The 16,330-nt window shown below is 55.2% G+C and carries 11 protein-coding genes; 2 read left to right on the plus strand and 9 right to left on the minus strand.

The window, feature by feature from the left end:
- Nucleotides 1–3: 3 nt before the first annotated feature.
- The 5 genes from J4614_RS06830 to acnB form a co-directional block, all read right to left on the minus strand.
- Complete coding sequence (locus tag J4614_RS06830) at nucleotides 4–987, minus strand: D-threonate 4-phosphate dehydrogenase (RefSeq protein WP_208293107.1); 984 nt, start codon at nucleotides 985–987, stop codon at nucleotides 4–6.
- Complete coding sequence (locus J4614_RS06835; RefSeq protein WP_000782193.1) at nucleotides 977–2,248, minus strand: D-threonate kinase; 1,272 nt, start codon at nucleotides 2,246–2,248, stop codon at nucleotides 977–979. Before J4614_RS06835 ends, J4614_RS06830 begins: the two co-directional genes overlap by 11 nt.
- On the minus strand, nucleotides 2,245–3,198 hold the full coding sequence (locus J4614_RS06840; protein ID WP_001022084.1) for a 2-keto-3-deoxygluconate permease 1: 954 nt from the start codon (nucleotides 3,196–3,198) through the stop codon (nucleotides 2,245–2,247). Before J4614_RS06840 ends, J4614_RS06835 begins: the two co-directional genes overlap by 4 nt.
- Nucleotides 3,199–3,431: 233 nt before the next feature.
- The gene (gene yacL, locus J4614_RS06845; RefSeq protein ID WP_000384308.1) at nucleotides 3,432–3,794 is read right to left on the minus strand and encodes a protein YacL; all 363 of its coding nucleotides are present in this window, start codon (nucleotides 3,792–3,794) and stop codon (nucleotides 3,432–3,434) included.
- A gap of 188 nt (nucleotides 3,795–3,982) precedes the next feature.
- A complete protein-coding gene (gene acnB / locus J4614_RS06850) occupies nucleotides 3,983–6,580 on the minus strand; it encodes a bifunctional aconitate hydratase 2/2-methylisocitrate dehydratase (protein ID WP_000888949.1) in 2,598 nt (865 codons plus the stop codon).
- 388 nt (nucleotides 6,581–6,968) lie between these two features.
- Between acnB and J4614_RS06855 the strand changes: the two genes are divergently transcribed.
- Both J4614_RS06855 and J4614_RS06860 read left to right on the plus strand, forming a co-directional pair.
- Nucleotides 6,969–8,564, plus strand: a complete 1,596-nt coding sequence (locus J4614_RS06855; protein WP_208293108.1) for a DUF3300 domain-containing protein — start codon at nucleotides 6,969–6,971, stop codon at nucleotides 8,562–8,564.
- Between the two features lie 12 nt (nucleotides 8,565–8,576).
- Nucleotides 8,577–9,368 (plus strand): DUF2950 family protein, encoded by a 792-nt coding sequence (locus tag J4614_RS06860; protein WP_208293109.1) that lies wholly within the window; start codon nucleotides 8,577–8,579, stop codon nucleotides 9,366–9,368.
- Between the two features lie 37 nt (nucleotides 9,369–9,405).
- Here J4614_RS06860 and J4614_RS06865 read toward each other — a convergent pair whose 3' ends face one another.
- The 4 genes from J4614_RS06865 to aceE form a co-directional block, all read right to left on the minus strand.
- Complete coding sequence (locus tag J4614_RS06865; RefSeq protein ID WP_000765363.1) at nucleotides 9,406–9,690, minus strand: outer membrane protein; 285 nt, start codon at nucleotides 9,688–9,690, stop codon at nucleotides 9,406–9,408.
- 288 nt (nucleotides 9,691–9,978) lie between these two features.
- Complete coding sequence (gene lpdA, locus J4614_RS06870) at nucleotides 9,979–11,403, minus strand: dihydrolipoyl dehydrogenase (protein WP_001529952.1); 1,425 nt, start codon at nucleotides 11,401–11,403, stop codon at nucleotides 9,979–9,981.
- A gap of 200 nt (nucleotides 11,404–11,603) precedes the next feature.
- Nucleotides 11,604–13,493, minus strand: a complete 1,890-nt coding sequence (gene aceF, locus J4614_RS06875) for a pyruvate dehydrogenase complex dihydrolipoyllysine-residue acetyltransferase (protein WP_017441555.1) — start codon at nucleotides 13,491–13,493, stop codon at nucleotides 11,604–11,606.
- Between the two features lie 14 nt (nucleotides 13,494–13,507).
- Complete coding sequence (gene aceE / locus J4614_RS06880; RefSeq protein ID WP_000003841.1) at nucleotides 13,508–16,171, minus strand: pyruvate dehydrogenase (acetyl-transferring), homodimeric type; 2,664 nt, start codon at nucleotides 16,169–16,171, stop codon at nucleotides 13,508–13,510.
- Nucleotides 16,172–16,330: the final 159 nt, after the last annotated feature.

Below are 16,330 nucleotides of genomic sequence, written 5' to 3' on the forward strand. Positions count from 1 at the left end.
GAATTATGCCAGTTGCATTGCCAGTTTGATCGATACGGCCATGCTCTCAGATTTTGCTTTTCCCGTCCAGGCGATATCAAATGCGGTGCCATGATCGGCAGAGGTCCGAATAAACGGCAGCCCCGCGGTGATATTCACGCCATCATAAAAGCCAAGCAATTTCAACGGGATATGCCCCTGATCATGATACATCGCCACCACCATATCATACTGCCCCTCATAAGCCTGGAGAAATACAGTATCCGGCGGGCACGGCCCATAAACGTCCACACCTTTTGCACGGGCATCGGTAATAGCTGGCGTCAGGATACGCGTCTCTTCATCGCCAAACAGGCCATTCTCGCCCGCATGAGGATTCACGCCTGCCACGGCGATACGCGGTTTAACGTAACCCACACGCTTGAGGAAAGTATCAGCAATACCAATCACCGTTTCGACACGCGCGGTACTTAACGTATCAAGGAATTTACGCAGCGCGATATGCGTTGAAACGTGAATCACTTTTAGTTTATCGGTGTAAAGTACCATCGCGTAATCGCGGCTATGGGTCAGGGTCGCGAGCAGCTCGGTATGGCCCGGATAGTTGTGCCCCGCCAGGTGCAGCGCCTCTTTATTCAGCGGCGCGGTAGCGATAGCCTGTACGTCACCCCGTAACGCTAACTCGGTGGCACGCTTCACGCAGCGATACGCTAAATCCCCCGCCTGCGCCTGAACTTTCCCGGCCTCCAGCGCCTCCGGCTGCGCCAGCGGCTCATCAATCACATGAATGATGCCGGGCGCAAAACGCGCTTCGGCAACCCGTTCAATGGCCCGTAACTCGACGTTCGGCGTAATGCCCTTCGCCTGGAAACGTTTCAACGTTGCGAGGCATCCAATAACCACCAGCGGCGCGCCGTTGAGACCGTCTTCGCTTAGCGCTTTAACAATAATTTCCGGCCCAATGCCCGCTGGATCGCCCATGGTAATGGCAACGGTTTTAGTCTCCACAATACATCTCCTCAATATAATAAAGCGCGTCACACAACGTACTGTCTGAACCGAATCCGCCCGCTTTGGTAATGACCGGCAGATCGTCAATTTCGCTGTTTACAAACGTTCCACAGGGAATACAGGGCGCCACCTCGCTCTGAATGCGATAACCTTCAGCGCCAAGCGCGCCGGCGACGGCGGTAGCGATATCGCCGCCGGTCAGAAACAACCCGCCAATCCGCGCCTGCCCGATAATGTTTAACGTGACGACGCCAAGCCGCTGGCTCAGTCGCTCGCCCAATTGCTGACGGCTCATCGCGGATTTTTCGCACAACGCGTCGATTAACTGTCGATCTTCTGCGCGACGGCTGGTGCGTAAAATCGTATGTCGATGCTGACTTAACAGCGCGCAGGCCTGCTCTACGACAGACGCGATTTCCTGCTCCGCGCTATCCGACACCATGCGCGCGGCATCGATATCCACGACCTCCGCACGTCCCCGGCACAGCGCATTATCCACCTGACGTCGCGTGGCTTCGCTCATCGAACCGGCCACCACCAGCACCGGCAGCCGCTGCCGGTCTTGCATAAAAAGTTCAACCGGCAACGCATTCGCCAGACCCGCTGCGCCGACGAGCAGCGGCATCGACGGTTGTTCGCACGCCGCTTGCGCAATCAACGTCAGGTCCCGCTCTTCCACCGCATCCACGACGATAATCCCTTCGCCCTCAGCCGCATAAGCCGTAAGTAAGGCGCTTAACCCACCGCGTCGAACATCCTGCAAAAAGACTTCATACACAGGGATCTCACTTTGCAACGCCACTATCTCGGCAATACGGGAAGAGACAATGGGCGTTTTCGGATCGCTGGCAAATTCGGTTTCCAGTAGCGGGACGCCATTAACCAGACATTTTCCTTCAAGCGTCGTGCGTCCAGCCGCAGGGATCGCGGCGGCGATAACGGCCAGTTTTCGCTGACTGGCGCGCATAGCCGCCGTCACTTCGGCGCCGATATTGCCGCGAAATGTAGAGTCGATTTTTTTGTACACCAGCGGCGCTGGCGATGTCTCACACCACGGGGAAAGCGCGGCATAAACGGCAGATGCCGCCTGATCTGCGGGCATCGCCCGGCTTTCGGTGTTAATGACTAACACATCGGCGCGGCGGGACGGTTTTTGCGACGCGCTCAACATGACTTCCGTTCTCGCCCCCTTCTTCGCCAACTGGACGCCGGTATCATTCGATCCGGTAAAATCGTCGGCGATGACTATCATTTTCATGCGTTTTTCTCCAAAGAAGCCTGACGCGCCTGTTTTTTCGCAACCCAGGAGGTCAACACTGGCGTCAGGATTGCCGTGGTGATCACCGAGGCGGCAATCAGCGGAGCGGCAGCAGCGGCCACCTCGGCGAGCGAAGGGTCGGCCTGCGCAATAGCCAGCGGCGTCGCAACGGCATTACCCGCGGTGCTGGAGGCCGCCGCCCCGGCAATGCCAGTTCCGCCAACCAGACGATCTGCGCGGATATTAAAGAAACCGCCAACAAACGTTGTCAGCACGCCGAGCAGAATTCCGGCAAGTCCGCCTTGCAGTAACATTTCCAGGTTGATGCCCGCCCCCAGCGCAAAAGCAAAGAAAGGAATGAGCAGCGGGCCGCCTTTGGTCAAAAAATCGCGCATATGAGGATCAAGATTGCCGAGGATCATGCCGACAACCAACGGAACCAGCACCGCCACCAGCGCCATAATGGGAATGTTCGCCATCCCTGCCGCGCCCAGCGCAATCATCGTAAAGAAAGGGCCATCATTAAGAGACAAAATAGAGATAGCGCCGACGTCGCGCTCATTGCCGAACTCACCTACCAGCGCAGCATAAAGTCCGCCATTCGAATTGCTCATCGCCGCGATAATCGCCACGCCGCTCAGGCCAAAAATACCCTCCGCGCCGAAAAGATGCTCCACGCCCAGGCCAATGCCGATGGCGACAAGCAACTTAGTGAGCGTAATCGTCCCGCCCTGCAATAGCGCCTGGGGTGCGGCTTTCACACTGATACCGGCTCCCATACACAGCAGAAAAGCGCCAATCAGCGGCGCCGCGCCGTTTTTAAATAAGGCGGTGGTAAAACCGCCGATATCAAGCGCCTGTGGAGCGAAGGTGTTAATGACTGCGCCAATAACGAGCGGTACGACCATCATGCCGCCGGGTACGCGCTCTATTGCTTTTTTGATGTTCATGGTCTTACCGCCTGTTGCTTGTTGTGATTGAATAAAATCATAACGATTATATTCAATCAAATTAAGATCACAAACGCGTCAGATCACAGTTTTAAAATGATTAATAAAAATCAAAAAATCATTCTGCAATAAAAAAGCCGGGATACTCCCGGCTGGAATGTGTGGTGATTTCGTTTCCACTACGCCCCCAACTGTCCGTCGACTGGCGTTGCGGGACAATAACGAAGAGAGGGTCAGGCTTTACTGACGAATTCCCGATACGCGGCGACGACCCGCAGAAAATCCTCCATGCCGCACAGGGATAAACTCTCTTCATCGTAATAACTCATCCCCTCTTCCATCTCATCGCCGGAAAAATCCAGCTGATTGGCGCGAATCATCACCTCTTCGCCGTCCATCCAGATCGTGTATTCATGCCCTGCTCGTTGCCAGGAGCGTTCGCTGCCTTTGACCGTACGCGCGGCTTGTTCTACTTCATCCAGTAGCGAGAGATTGTCTTTAACCTCTTCATTAAACCAGTGACCGACCACCTCGTGGCCCATCGACATTCGTACTTTTACCCCTCCGGTAACGTCGCGCAGAAATTCGTAATCCATAATTGTTTTCCTCTGCAAAGCCCTTACAGTCATTATCGCAGCAGCGGAGAAGAAAAAAAGCGGGAGCAGCAGGCGGAATGAAAATAAAAACCCACCGCAGTTGCGATGGGTGTTGTAGGCCCGGTAAGCGTAGCCGCCACCGGGCAATAAGAGGCGTAGGCATGGTAAGCCTGACACCGTCAGGCAAATTAAACCGCAGTCTGGAAAATCACGCCGTCCGCTTTCTCAGTGTACTGAGAGAGCTGGTCGAAGTTCAGGTAACGGTAAGTATCCACCGCCGTCTTATCCACCTGCGCCACAAAGGTCTGGTACTCTTCCGGCGTCGGCAGTTTGCCGATAAGCGCCGCCACCGCCGCCAGCTCCGCAGAAGCCAGGAAGACGTTCGCACCAGTGCCTAAACGGTTCGGGAAGTTACGGGTAGAGGTGGAAACCACCGTCGCACCGTCAGCCACACGCGCCTGGTTACCCATACACAGGGAACAACCCGGAATTTCGATACGCGCGCCGCTCTTACCGAACACGCTGTAGTAACCTTCTTCGGTGAGCTGCGCGGCGTCCATACGGGTTGGCGGCGCTACCCACAGGCGGGTTGGCAACTGGCCTTTATGGTTATCCAGCAGCTTACCGGCGGCACGGAAGTGGCCGATGTTGGTCATGCAGGAGCCGATGAACACTTCGTCGATCTTCTCGCCCTGCACGTCAGACAGCAGACGCGCGTCGTCCGGATCGTTCGGCGCACACAGGATTGGCTCTTTGATATCCGCCAGATCGATGTCGATCACCGCCGCGTACTCTGCGTCGGCATCGGCTTCCAGCAACTGCGGATCCGCCAGCCATTTTTCCATGCCCTGGATACGACGTTCCAGCGTACGACGGTCGCCGTAGCCTTCGGCAATCATCCACTTCAGCAGGACGATGTTGGAGGTCAGGTATTCAATGATCGGCTCTTTGTTCAGCTTGATGGTACAGCCTGCCGCGGAACGCTCGGCGGACGCATCGGTCAGCTCAAATGCCTGCTCAACTTTCAGATCCGGCAGACCTTCGATTTCCAGGATGCGGCCAGAGAAGATGTTTTTCTTGCCTTTCTTCTCAACGGTCAGCAGGCCCTGTTTGATGGCGTACAGCGGGATGGCGTGTACCAGATCGCGCAGGGTGATGCCCGGCTGCATTTTGCCTTTGAAGCGCACCAGCACGGATTCCGGCATATCCAGCGGCATCACGCCAGTCGCGGCGGCAAACGCCACCAGGCCTGAGCCCGCCGGGAAAGAGATACCAATCGGGAAACGGGTATGGGAGTCGCCGCCGGTACCGACGGTGTCCGGCAGCAGCATACGGTTCAGCCAGGAGTGGATCACGCCGTCGCCCGGACGCAGGGAGACACCGCCGCGGTTCATAATGAAGTCTGGCAGCGTGTGGTGCGTGGTGACGTCAACCGGCTTCGGATAGGCTGCGGTGTGACAGAACGACTGCATGACCAGGTCGGCGGAGAATCCCAGACAGGCCAGGTCTTTCAGCTCATCGCGGGTCATCGGGCCAGTAGTATCCTGAGAACCGACGGAGGTCATTTTCGGTTCGCAGTACGCGCCCGGACGAATGCCTTTCACGCCGCAGGCGCGACCGACCATTTTCTGCGCCAGCGAGAAGCCACGGCTGCTTTCCGCCACGTCTTTTGCCTGACGGAAAACATCAGAGTGCGGCAGACCCAGCGCTTCACGCGCTTTGGTGGTCAGGCCACGGCCGATAATCAGCGGAATACGACCACCGGCACGCACTTCGTCGATCAGCACGTCGGTTTTCAGTTCGAAGGTTGCCAGCAGTTCATCGGTTTCATGATTGCGCACTTCGCCTTTGTACGGGTAGACGTCAATCACATCGCCCATATTCAGGTTAGAAACGTCAACTTCAATCGGCAGCGCGCCCGCATCTTCCATAGTGTTAAAGAAGATAGGCGCAATTTTGCCGCCGAGGCACAGACCGCCGCCGCGCTTATTCGGCACGTTCGGGATGTCGTCACCCATGAACCACAGCACGGAGTTGGTCGCGGATTTACGGGAAGAACCGGTGCCCACCACGTCACCCACGTAAGCCAGCGGGTAGCCTTTTTTCTGCAATGCTTCGATTTGTTTGATCGGGCCAACAACGCCTGGCTGATCCGGCTCAATGCCTTCACGGGCGTTTTTCAGCATCGCCTGCGCATGTAACGGGATATCCGGTCTCGACCACGCATCCGGCGCCGGAGAGAGATCGTCGGTATTCGTTTCGCCGGTCACTTTGAAAACGGTGACGGTGATTTTTTCCGCCAGCGGCGGGCGGCTCAGGAACCATTCGGCGTCGGCCCAGGATTGCATCACCTGTTTGGCATATTCGTTGCCCGCTTTGGCTTTCTCTTCTACGTCGTAGAAGTTATCGAACATCAGCAGGGTGTGAGACAGCGCTTTGGCAGCAATCGGCGCCAGTTTCGCATCGTCCAGCGCATCAATCAGCGGATGAATGTTGTAACCACCCTGCATGGTGCCCAGCAGTTCAATGGCTTTTTCTGGGGAGACCAGCGGGGAAGTGGTGTCGCCTTTCGCGACAGCAGCGAGAAAACCGGCTTTAACATAAGCGGCTTCATCTACGCCAGGAGGAACGCGGTTGATCAACAGGTCTAACAGGAATTCTTCTTCGCCCACAGGCGGGGTCTTCAGCAGCTCGACAAGCGCAGCCATTTGGGTTGCGTCTAAAGGTTTCGGCACAATCCCCTGGGCAGCACGCTCAGCTACGTGCTTACGGTATTCTTCTAGCACGACGATATCTCCTCGCTCTCATTGTCATAATGCGGCGCTTTTGTTGATGGGCGATTCTCTTCACGCTCCTGTGAGACAGTAGTTAGTAGGGTAAATGCCCGGTACCGCATACGGCACAATAACAGGATTTTCTTTAAGTGTTAATCTGTTTACAAAAAAGCAACATAAAAAAGTGGCTGAATCGTTAAGGATGGTCTAATGCTCTACTGAGACGGGAGCTACAGCCATAAATGCTTACCTCATTTCGTGCTTTGATCGTCACGTAACGTTATCGATCCCAACATTAGCTAAAAATTAAACTATCGTCCCTTTATACTCACGCGAAACTGCACCCCGTCGGCGGCAGGCATAATGACCATAGCGATTCTCTGGAATCGGGAGAGATAAAATGACGTTGCCCTTTAAACCCCATCTCATTGCCCTTGTCTGCAGTGCCGGGTTATTTGCCGCTTCGGGCGTACTGTATGTTAAAAGCCGCGCTCCCGAAGCGCCCGCGCAGGCGGCAGCTCCCGCCCCTGAGCCAACGCAGACCGCTGTGCCCGCGCCTGTCGCGAAAACGACCTTTACTACTGCGCAAATCGATCAATGGGTCGCGCCTGTCGCGCTTTATCCCGATGCCCTGCTTTCGCAGGTGCTCATGGCCTCCACCTACCCGGCGAACGTGGTTCAGGCCGTCCAGTGGTCGCGAGATAACCCCACGCTGCAGGGCGATGCCGCTATTCAGGCGGTGGCCAGCCAACCGTGGGATCCCAGCGTCAAATCGCTGGTCGCCTTTCCCCAGTTGATGGCGCTTATGGGCGAGAATCCGCAATGGGTGCAAAACCTGGGCGATGCGTTCTTAGCCCAGCCACAGGATGTGATGGATGCGGTGCAAAGGTTGCGTCTGCTCGCTCAACAAACCGGTTCGCTAAAATCAACGCCGCAGCAAACCGTCACCAGCGTGCCGAAGTCCAGCGCTTCTAGCGCCGTCACGACGACAACCACCACATCCGCCAGTACGCCAGCGACACCGTCGACCGTCATCAAAATTGAACCCGCGAATCCGCAGGTGGTGTACGTGCCGAACTATAACCCCGCGACGGTGTATGGCGCCTGGCCCAATACCGCTTATCCGCCGGTGTATTTACCGCCCCCTCCGGGACAGCAGTTTGCCGATAGTTTTGTTAAAGGTTTTGGTTATAGTCTGGGCGTCGCCACCACCTATGCGTTGTTCAGCAGCATAGACTGGGATGACGACGATCATCACCACCATGACGACGACCATCATGATGATGATTACCATCATGGTGGTAACGGTTATCAACACAATGGCGATAATATCAATATCAATGTCAATAATTTCAATCGGATATCCGGGCAAAACCTGCCGGGCCAAACGATGGGCTGGCAGCATAATCCCGCCTGGCGCAATGGCGTCCCCTATCCGAATAATACCGTTGCGCAACGGTTCCATCCCACCAATGTTAGCGGCGGGTTAAGCGCAACGCAGCAAGCGCCAGTGTCTCGCGACAGTCAGCGCCAGGCGGCCATGACGCAATTCCAACAGCGCAGCCATACAGCGAACGCTTCTTTGCCAGCGCCAGGCACCCGCGATGCCCAGCGTAAAGCGGCCTCACAACAATTAAATCAGATAGCCCGGCGTAATAATTATCGCGGTTATGACAATCAGTATGACAGCGCGCGTCGACAGACGGCGCAGCAGCATAGCGCGACGCTGAAATCCCAGACGCAGCAGCATCCCTTATCGCAGCAACAGCGTAACGCGGCGCATCAGCGGATCGCGTCCTCTACGCCACAGCAGCGTCAGGCATTTCGCCAGAATATGCACGCCAATGTGTTTAGCGGGAACGACAGTCGATCGCCGTCATGGCAATCGCAACAGCTACGCGGCCTGGAAAGCCGTCGCGGCAGTCACTTGAACACCGAGCAACGCGCCGCCGCGCGGGAACATTTTTCTGAACATCATGAATTTCATCGCCGTTAACCGGAGCAGATAATGAAAAAGGTTATGTTAAGCGCTCTGTTACTGTCATTACCCTTGCTGGGCTACGCGCAGGAACGGTTCCCCTCCCCGGAAGCGGCCGCCAGCGCCTTCGCCGCGGCGGTAGCCGGAAAAAACGAAACGCAGCTTACCGCGCTACTGGGCGATGACTGGCGGCAATTTCTGCCGCCGGAAGGTGCCGATCCCGAGGCCGTGGCCCGCTTCAATCGTGACTGGCGCGAAGGCCATCGCATTGTACAAAAAGACAATACGGCGCACCTGAATGTCGGACGAGAAGACTGGCAGCTCCCGGTGCCCATGGTGAAAGATACTGGCGGCTGGCGCTTTGATATGGCGGCAGCCGGGAATGAGATCCTCACCCGTACTATTGGGCGAAATGAACTTTCTACCTTACAGGCCATGCATGCTTACGTTGATGCGCAGCAGGACTATTACTTACAAAACCATCGCTGGGCACACAGGATAATCAGTAGCGAAGGCCAAAAAGATGGCCTGTACTGGCCAACCAAAGCAGGCGACGTCCCCAGTCCGTTAGGCCCAAACTTTAGCCCCGCAGCGCCAGACGAGGGTTACCACGGCTACCATTTCCGTATTATCAGCGATAACGACGGTCACGGCGCGGCGCTTCTGGCCTGGCCGATGCATTACGGCGAAACCGGGGTGATGAGTTTTATGATCAACCAGGACGATCGTATTTATCAGGCGGATTTAGGCAAGGAGACGGAGAGTAAAGTTCAGGCTATCACGCGTTTTGCGCCAGACGCGCAGTGGCAGGTCGCCGAATAACCCGTAAGCGCCTGGCGTTATCGCCAGGCCGTGATCATTAGCCCTGATGCGGCATTAATTCCGGGTGGCCTTGTACCGGCGGTTTGTTGCTGGTCAGCGCGGCTTCATCAGCCTGAATGCTGCCGGAATTGGCCGCCCATACGCCTTCATGCGTGTGGGTGATCTGCTGATGCTGCGCATTCAAATCCTCGCCCATTGCCGCAATATGCGTACTTTCCGTACCGCCGCTGTTAGTCGCCCAGGGGATGACGGGATCGCTGGCAAATGCCATGCCGGAGATCAACGTCGCGGTTAGCGCTGCTGTTGTCAGAAAAAGTTTCATATATCAAACCTCATAATTAGCTCGCTATTATTTTATAGCGTTACTAATTTCAGGGTGATGACAAAGTAAGGAGAGGTATTTCTTATGAAACAATTAGTTGGTCGAAAATGACTGACAAAGGCACTACCGACGGCATAAGGTTTGAAAAGCGCACTGCTGCGGAAAAGATAAATTTTGCGGTTTCGTTATCCTTCGCCATCATTTGACACATCTGATTTGCCATGCATAAAAAAAGCGGCTGTAAAGCCGCTTTTCTGTGTCGAATGGCGCATTGCCACCTACAGAAGATTATTTCTTCTTCGCTTTCGGGTTCGGCAGGTCAGTAATGCTACCTTCGAAGATTTCCGCCGCCAGGCCCACGGACTCATGCAGAGTCGGGTGCGCATGAATGGTCAGCGCGATGTCTTCCGCGTCACAGCCCATTTCGATCGCCAGACCGATTTCACCCAGCAGCTCGCCGCCGTTGGTGCCGACAATCGCCCCGCCGATCACGCGGTGAGATTCTTTGTCGAAAATCAGTTTGGTCATACCGTCTGCGCAGTCAGAAGCGATAGCACGGCCAGAAGCTGCCCACGGGAAGGTGGCGGTTTCATAGCTGATGCCTTTTTCTTTCGCTTCTTTCTCGGTCAGGCCAACCCATGCCACTTCTGGCTCGGTGTACGCGATAGACGGGATAACTTTCGGATCGAAGTAATGTTTCTTCCCGGCGATAACTTCAGCGGCAACGTGACCTTCGTGAACACCTTTATGCGCCAGCATCGGCTGACCGACGATATCGCCGATAGCAAAGATGTGCGGCACGTTGGTGCGCAGCTGTTTGTCAACGCGGATGAAGCCACGGTCGTCAACTTCCACGCCAGCTTTGCCCGCATCGAGGTTTTTGCCGTTCGGTACACGACCGATCGCCACCAGAACCGCATCATAACGCTGCGCTTCAGCCGGGGCTTTTTTGCCTTCCATCGAAACGTAGATACCGTCTTCTTTCGCTTCAACGGCAGTCACTTTGGTTTCCAGCATCAGGTTGAATTTCTTGCTGATGCGCTTGGTGAAGACTTTAACGATGTCTTTATCAGCCGCCGGGATAACCTGATCGAACATTTCAACCACGTCAATCTCTGAACCCAGCGCGTGGTATACGGTACCCATTTCCAGACCGATGATACCGCCGCCCATGACCAGCATACGCTTCGGCACTTCTTTCAGTTCCAGAGCGTCGGTAGAATCCCATACGCGCGGGTCTTCATGCGGAATAAACGGTAATTGGATCGGACGAGAACCTGCCGCGATGATCGCGTTGTCGAAGTTGATCACGGTTTTGCCGTTTTCGCCTTCAACTTCCAGGGTGTTCGCCCCGGTGAATTTACCCAGACCGTTGACCACTTTCACCTTACGGCCTTTGGCCATACCCGCCAGACCGCCGGTCAGCTGCGTGATCACTTTCTCTTTCCAGGTACGAATCTTGTCGATATCGGTTTTCGGCTCACCGAAGACGATACCGTGTTCAGCCAGCGCTTTGGCTTCTTCGATAACTTTTGCTACGTGCAGCAGCGCTTTAGAAGGGATACAGCCGACGTTCAGACAAACACCACCGAGGGTGCTGTAGCGTTCTACAATTACGGTTTCCAGACCTAAATCAGCGCAACGGAAAGCGGCAGAATAGCCTGCCGGGCCCGCCCCAAGTACCACGACCTGAGTTTTGATTTCAGTACTCATCATGACCTCTTTATTTGTATCCGGCGGTCTGGGGTACTTGATCGCCCATCATCCACCGGGTCGTTCTATCCGCTCGTATCTTACAAAATTGTTAACAATTTTGAAACAACAAACGGATCACGAATTATCGCTTTCGCTAATAACCTCACAAACTCCATGAGATTATCAAAAAAAAGCCGGCCGTCGGGCCGGCTTTTTCATTACATCACCAGACGGCGAATGTCAGACAACATATTGTTGATAATGGTAATGAAACGCGCACCATCAGCACCATCGATCACACGGTGGTCGAAGGAAAGAGAGATAGGCATCATCAGACGCGGCACAAACTCTTTCCCATTCCACACCGGTTCCATCGCCGACTTAGAAACGCCGAGGATAGCCACTTCCGGCGCGTTGACAATCGGCGCGAAGTGGGTAGTTCCCAGGCCGCCGATGCTGGAGATAGTGAAGCAACCACCCTGCATTTCGCCAGCGGTCAGCTTACCATCACGCGCTTTTTTGGAGATGGTGGTCAGTTCACGAGACAGCTCGGTCACGCTCTTCTTATTCACGTCTTTAAAGACCGGAACCACCAGGCCATTCGGGGTATCAACCGCCACGCCGATGTTGATGTATTTCTTCAGGGTCAGACGCTGACCGTCTTCGGACAGAGAGCTGTTGAAGCGCGGCATCTGTTCCAGAGCAGCGGCAACCGCTTTCATGATGAAGACCACTGGCGTGTATTTCACGTCCAGTTTGCGCTTCTCAGCTTCGGCGTTCTGCTGTTTACGGAACGCTTCCAGATCGGTGATATCGGTTTTGTCGAAGTGCGTAACGTGCGGGATCATCACCCAGTTACGGCTCAGGTTCGCGCCAGAGATTTTCTGGATACGGCCCAGTTCCACTTCTTCAACTTCACCAAACTTGCTGAAGTCCACTTTCGGCCACGGCAGCATACCCGGGATACCACCGCCCGCAGCAGCCGGCGCAGCTTCCGCGCGTTTGATTGCGTCTTTCACGTAAGCCTGAACGTCTTCGCGCAGAATACGGCCTTTACGACCGGTGCCTTTCACTTTCGCCAGGTTGACGCCAAACTCGCGCGCCAGGCGGCGAATCAGCGGGGTAGCGTGAACGTACGCGTCGTTTTCAGCGAACTCAGATTTACCTTCCGCTTTGGCTGCAGGGGCAGCAGGCTTCTCAGCTTTCGCCGCCGGAGCCGGTGCCGCCGCTTCCTGTTTAGCCGGAGCGGCCGCAGGCGCTGCGCCTTCTACTTCGAAGACCATAATCAGAGAACCGGTTTTCACTTTATCGCCGGTGCTGATTTTGATTTCTTTCACGGTGCCCGCGAACGGCGCAGGCACTTCCATGGAGGCTTTGTCGCCTTCCACGGTGATCAGCGACTGTTCAGCGGCAACTTTATCGCCGACTTTGACCATCACTTCGGTGACTTCAACTTCGTCGCCGCCGATATCCGGTACGTTAACGTCTTTCACGCCCGTCGCTGCTGCTGGAGCAGCCGCAGCCGGAGCGGCTTCCGCTTTCGCTGGTGCTGCGGCAGGCGCAGCGCCCGCCACTTCGAAGACCATAATCAGAGAGCCGGTAGACACTTTATCACCGGTGTTCACTTTGATCTCTTTCACGGTGCCCGCGAACGGCGCCGGCACTTCCATAGAGGCCTTGTCGCCTTCGACGGTGATCAGCGACTGTTCAGCTTCAACGGTGTCGCCCACTTTCACCATCACTTCAGTCACTTCAACTTCGTCACTGCCGATATCCGGAACGTGAACGTCTTTCGCCGCTGCCGCAGCAGGTGCTGCTGCCGGCGCCGCTTCTTTCTTCTCTTCTGCCTTAGCAGGTGCAGCGTCAGCTGCACCGTCGGCGGAATCGAAAATCATGATAAGTGCACCGGTCTCGGTTTTGTCGCCGACAGAGACTTTGATCTCTTTCACGACGCCAGCCTGCGGAGACGGGACTTCCATAGAGGCTTTGTCGCCTTCTACGGTGATCAGCGACTGTTCAGCTTCCACTTTGTCGCCCACTTTGACCAGAATCTCGGTGATTTCAACTTCATCTGTCCCGATGTCCGGTACTTTGATTTCGATAGCCATTATTCTTTTACCTCTTACGCCAGACGCGGGTTAACTTTATCTGCATCGATGTTGAATTTGGTAATCGCATCCGCTACCACTTTCTTGTCGATTTCGCCACGTTTAGCCAGTTCGCCCAGCGCTGCAACAACCACATAAGAAGCATCAACTTCGAAGTGGTGACGCAGGTTCTCACGGCTGTCGGAACGACCGAAGCCATCCGTACCCAGTACGCGATAGTCGTCAGCCGGTACGTAAGTACGAACCTGCTCGGCGAACAGTTTCATATAGTCAGTAGATGCCACTGCCGGAGCGTCGTTCATCACCTGAGCGATGTACGGAACGCGCGGGGTTTCCAGCGGGTGCAGCATGTTCCAGCGTTCACAATCCTGGCCATCACGCGCCAGTTCGGTGAAGGAGGTCACGCTGTACACGTCAGAACCTACGCCGTAGTCGTTCGCCAGAATCTGTGCCGCTTCACGCACGTGACGCAGGATAGAACCGGAGCCCAGCAGCTGAACTTTACCTTTGCTACCTTCGAGGGTTTCGAGTTTGTAGATACCTTTACGGATACCTTCCTCGGCACCTGCTGGCATTGCCGGCATGTGGTAGTTTTCGTTCAGGGTGGTGATGTAGTAGTAAACGTTCTCTTGTTTCTCACCGTACATACGCTCCAGACCATCATGCATGATGACAGCCACTTCGTAAGCGTAAGCCGGGTCGTAAGAGATACAGTTCGGGATAGTCAGCGACTGAATATGGCTGTGACCATCTTCGTGCTGCAGACCTTCGCCGTTCAGCGTTGTACGACCGGAAGTCCCGCCGATCAGGAAGCCGCGAGCCTGCTGGTCGCCAGCCTGCCAGCACAGGTCGCCGATACGCTGGAACCCGAACATGGAGTAGTAGATGTAGAACGGGATCATCGGCAGATCGTTGGTGCTGTAAGAGGTCGCCGCAGCCAGCCAGGATGCGCCTGCGCCCAGCTCGTTGATACCTTCCTGCAGAATCTGGCCTTTCTCGTCTTCTTTGTAGTAAGCAACCTGCTCACGGTCCTGCGGGGTGTACTGCTGGCCGTTCGGGCTGTAGATACCAATCTGACGGAACAGACCTTCCATACCGAAAGTACGCGCTTCGTCGGCGATGATCGGTACCAGACGATCTTTGATCGACTTGTTCTTCAGCATCACGTTCAGGGCACGCACGAAAGCGATCGTAGTGGAAATCTCTTTGCTTTGCTCTTCCAGCAGCGCGCCGAAATCTGAAAGTTGAGGCAGCTCTAACTTCTCGGTGAAGTTCGGCTGACGGCTTGGCAGGTAGCCATGCAGCGCCTGACGGCGTTCATGCAGGTATTTGTGTTCTTCAGAACCTTCCGGGAAGGTAATGTACGGCAGTTTTTCGAGATCAGCATCGGCAACCGGCACGTTGAAACGATCGCGGACGTAACGCACGCCGTCCATGTTCATTTTCTTAACCTGGTGAGCGATGTTTTTACCTTCCGCGGTGTCGCCCATGCCGTAACCTTTAATGGTATGGGCCAGGATTACCGTCGCTTTGCCTTTGGTTTCCTGCGCTTTTTTCAGTGCCGCGTAGACTTTCTTCGGATCGTGACCACCACGGTTCAGCGCCCAAATCTGCTCGTCAGTCCAGTCGGCCACCAGCGCGGCGGTTTCCGGATATTTACCGAAGAAGTGCTCACGTACGTAAGCGCCGTCTTTGGATTTGAAGGTCTGGTAGTCGCCGTCAACGGTTTCGTTCATCAGTTGGATCAGTTTACCGCTGGTGTCTTTACGCAGCAGCTCATCCCAACGACCGCCCCACATGACTTTGATAACGTTCCAGCCAGCACCTGCAAAGATGCCTTCCAGTTCGTTAACAATCTTGCCGTTACCGGTGACCGGGCCGTCAAGACGCTGCAGGTTACAGTTGATAACAAAGACCAGGTTGTCCAGTTTTTCACGGGTGGCGATGGTGATCGCGCCTTTGGATTCCGGCTCGTCCATCTCGCCGTCGCCGAGGAAGGCGTAAACGGTCTGTTTAGAGGTATCTTTCAGGCCGCGGTGTTCCAGATATTTCAGGAATTTCGCCTGGTAGATAGCACCGATTGGGCCCAGACCCATAGAGACGGTCGGGAACTGCCAGAATTCCGGCATCAGTTTCGGGTGCGGATAGGAAGAGAGGCCATTGCCATGCACTTCCTGACGGAAGTTATCCATCTGTTCCTGGGTCAGACGACCTTCCAGGAACGCGCGAGCGTAGATGCCCGGAGAGATGTGGCCCTGGAAGTATACCAGGTCGCCGCCATCCTGTTCGTTGCGCGCACGGAAGAAATGGTTGAAACAGACATCATAGATCGTGGCGGAAGACTGGAAGGACGCCATGTGGCCGCCCAACTCAAGGTCTTTTTTAGACGCGCGCAGCACGGTCATGATGGCGTTCCAGCGGATAGCAGAACGAATGCGACGTTCCAGCTCCAGATTGCCCGGGTATTCCGGTTCGTCTTCAACGGCAATAGTGTTGATGTAATTACTGGCCCCTGCGCCTGCCGCGACTTTCACGCCGCCTTTGCGAGCTTCAGAAAGCAGTTGGTCAATCAGATACTGAGCGCGCTCAACACCTTCTTCACGGATGACCGATTCGATCGCCTGTAGCCAGTCGCGAGTTTCGATCGGATCCACGTCATTTGGGAAACGTTCTGACATGGGGGTATTCCTTATCTATCTAATACGTTGAGTTATCTGGAACCTGTCCCATTAAACTTTCGTCAGAAAGCTTAATAAGACAGGTTCTGCGTTTAGTTGCCGCGCACATTTTTACGCGTTATTCACAACATCTTCTGGTTAACGTTCTGCCAGAAAAAA

The organism is Salmonella sp. 32031103-2018-00083-FB-01-SM-01, from assembly GCF_017571995.1.
Lineage (GTDB): Bacteria > Pseudomonadota > Gammaproteobacteria > Enterobacterales > Enterobacteriaceae > Salmonella > Salmonella enterica.

Excerpts from the sequence above, each read along its gene's own strand:
- J4614_RS06835 (WP_000782193.1), bottom strand. The coding sequence starts at position 2,248 with ATGAAAATGATAGTCATCGCCGACGATTTTACCGGATCGAATGATACC.
- J4614_RS06840 (WP_001022084.1), bottom strand. The coding sequence starts at position 3,198 with ATGAACATCAAAAAAGCAATAGAGCGCGTACCCGGCGGCATGATGGTC.
- yacL (WP_000384308.1), bottom strand. The coding sequence starts at position 3,794 with ATGGATTACGAATTTCTGCGCGACGTTACCGGAGGGGTAAAAGTACGA.
- J4614_RS06855 (WP_208293108.1), top strand. The coding sequence starts at position 6,969 with ATGACGTTGCCCTTTAAACCCCATCTCATTGCCCTTGTCTGCAGTGCC.
- J4614_RS06860 (WP_208293109.1), top strand. The coding sequence starts at position 8,577 with ATGAAAAAGGTTATGTTAAGCGCTCTGTTACTGTCATTACCCTTGCTG.
- J4614_RS06865 (WP_000765363.1), bottom strand. The coding sequence starts at position 9,690 with ATGAAACTTTTTCTGACAACAGCAGCGCTAACCGCGACGTTGATCTCC.
- lpdA (WP_001529952.1), bottom strand. The coding sequence starts at position 11,403 with ATGAGTACTGAAATCAAAACTCAGGTCGTGGTACTTGGGGCGGGCCCG.
- aceF (WP_017441555.1), bottom strand. The coding sequence starts at position 13,493 with ATGGCTATCGAAATCAAAGTACCGGACATCGGGACAGATGAAGTTGAA.
- aceE (WP_000003841.1), bottom strand. The coding sequence starts at position 16,171 with ATGTCAGAACGTTTCCCAAATGACGTGGATCCGATCGAAACTCGCGAC.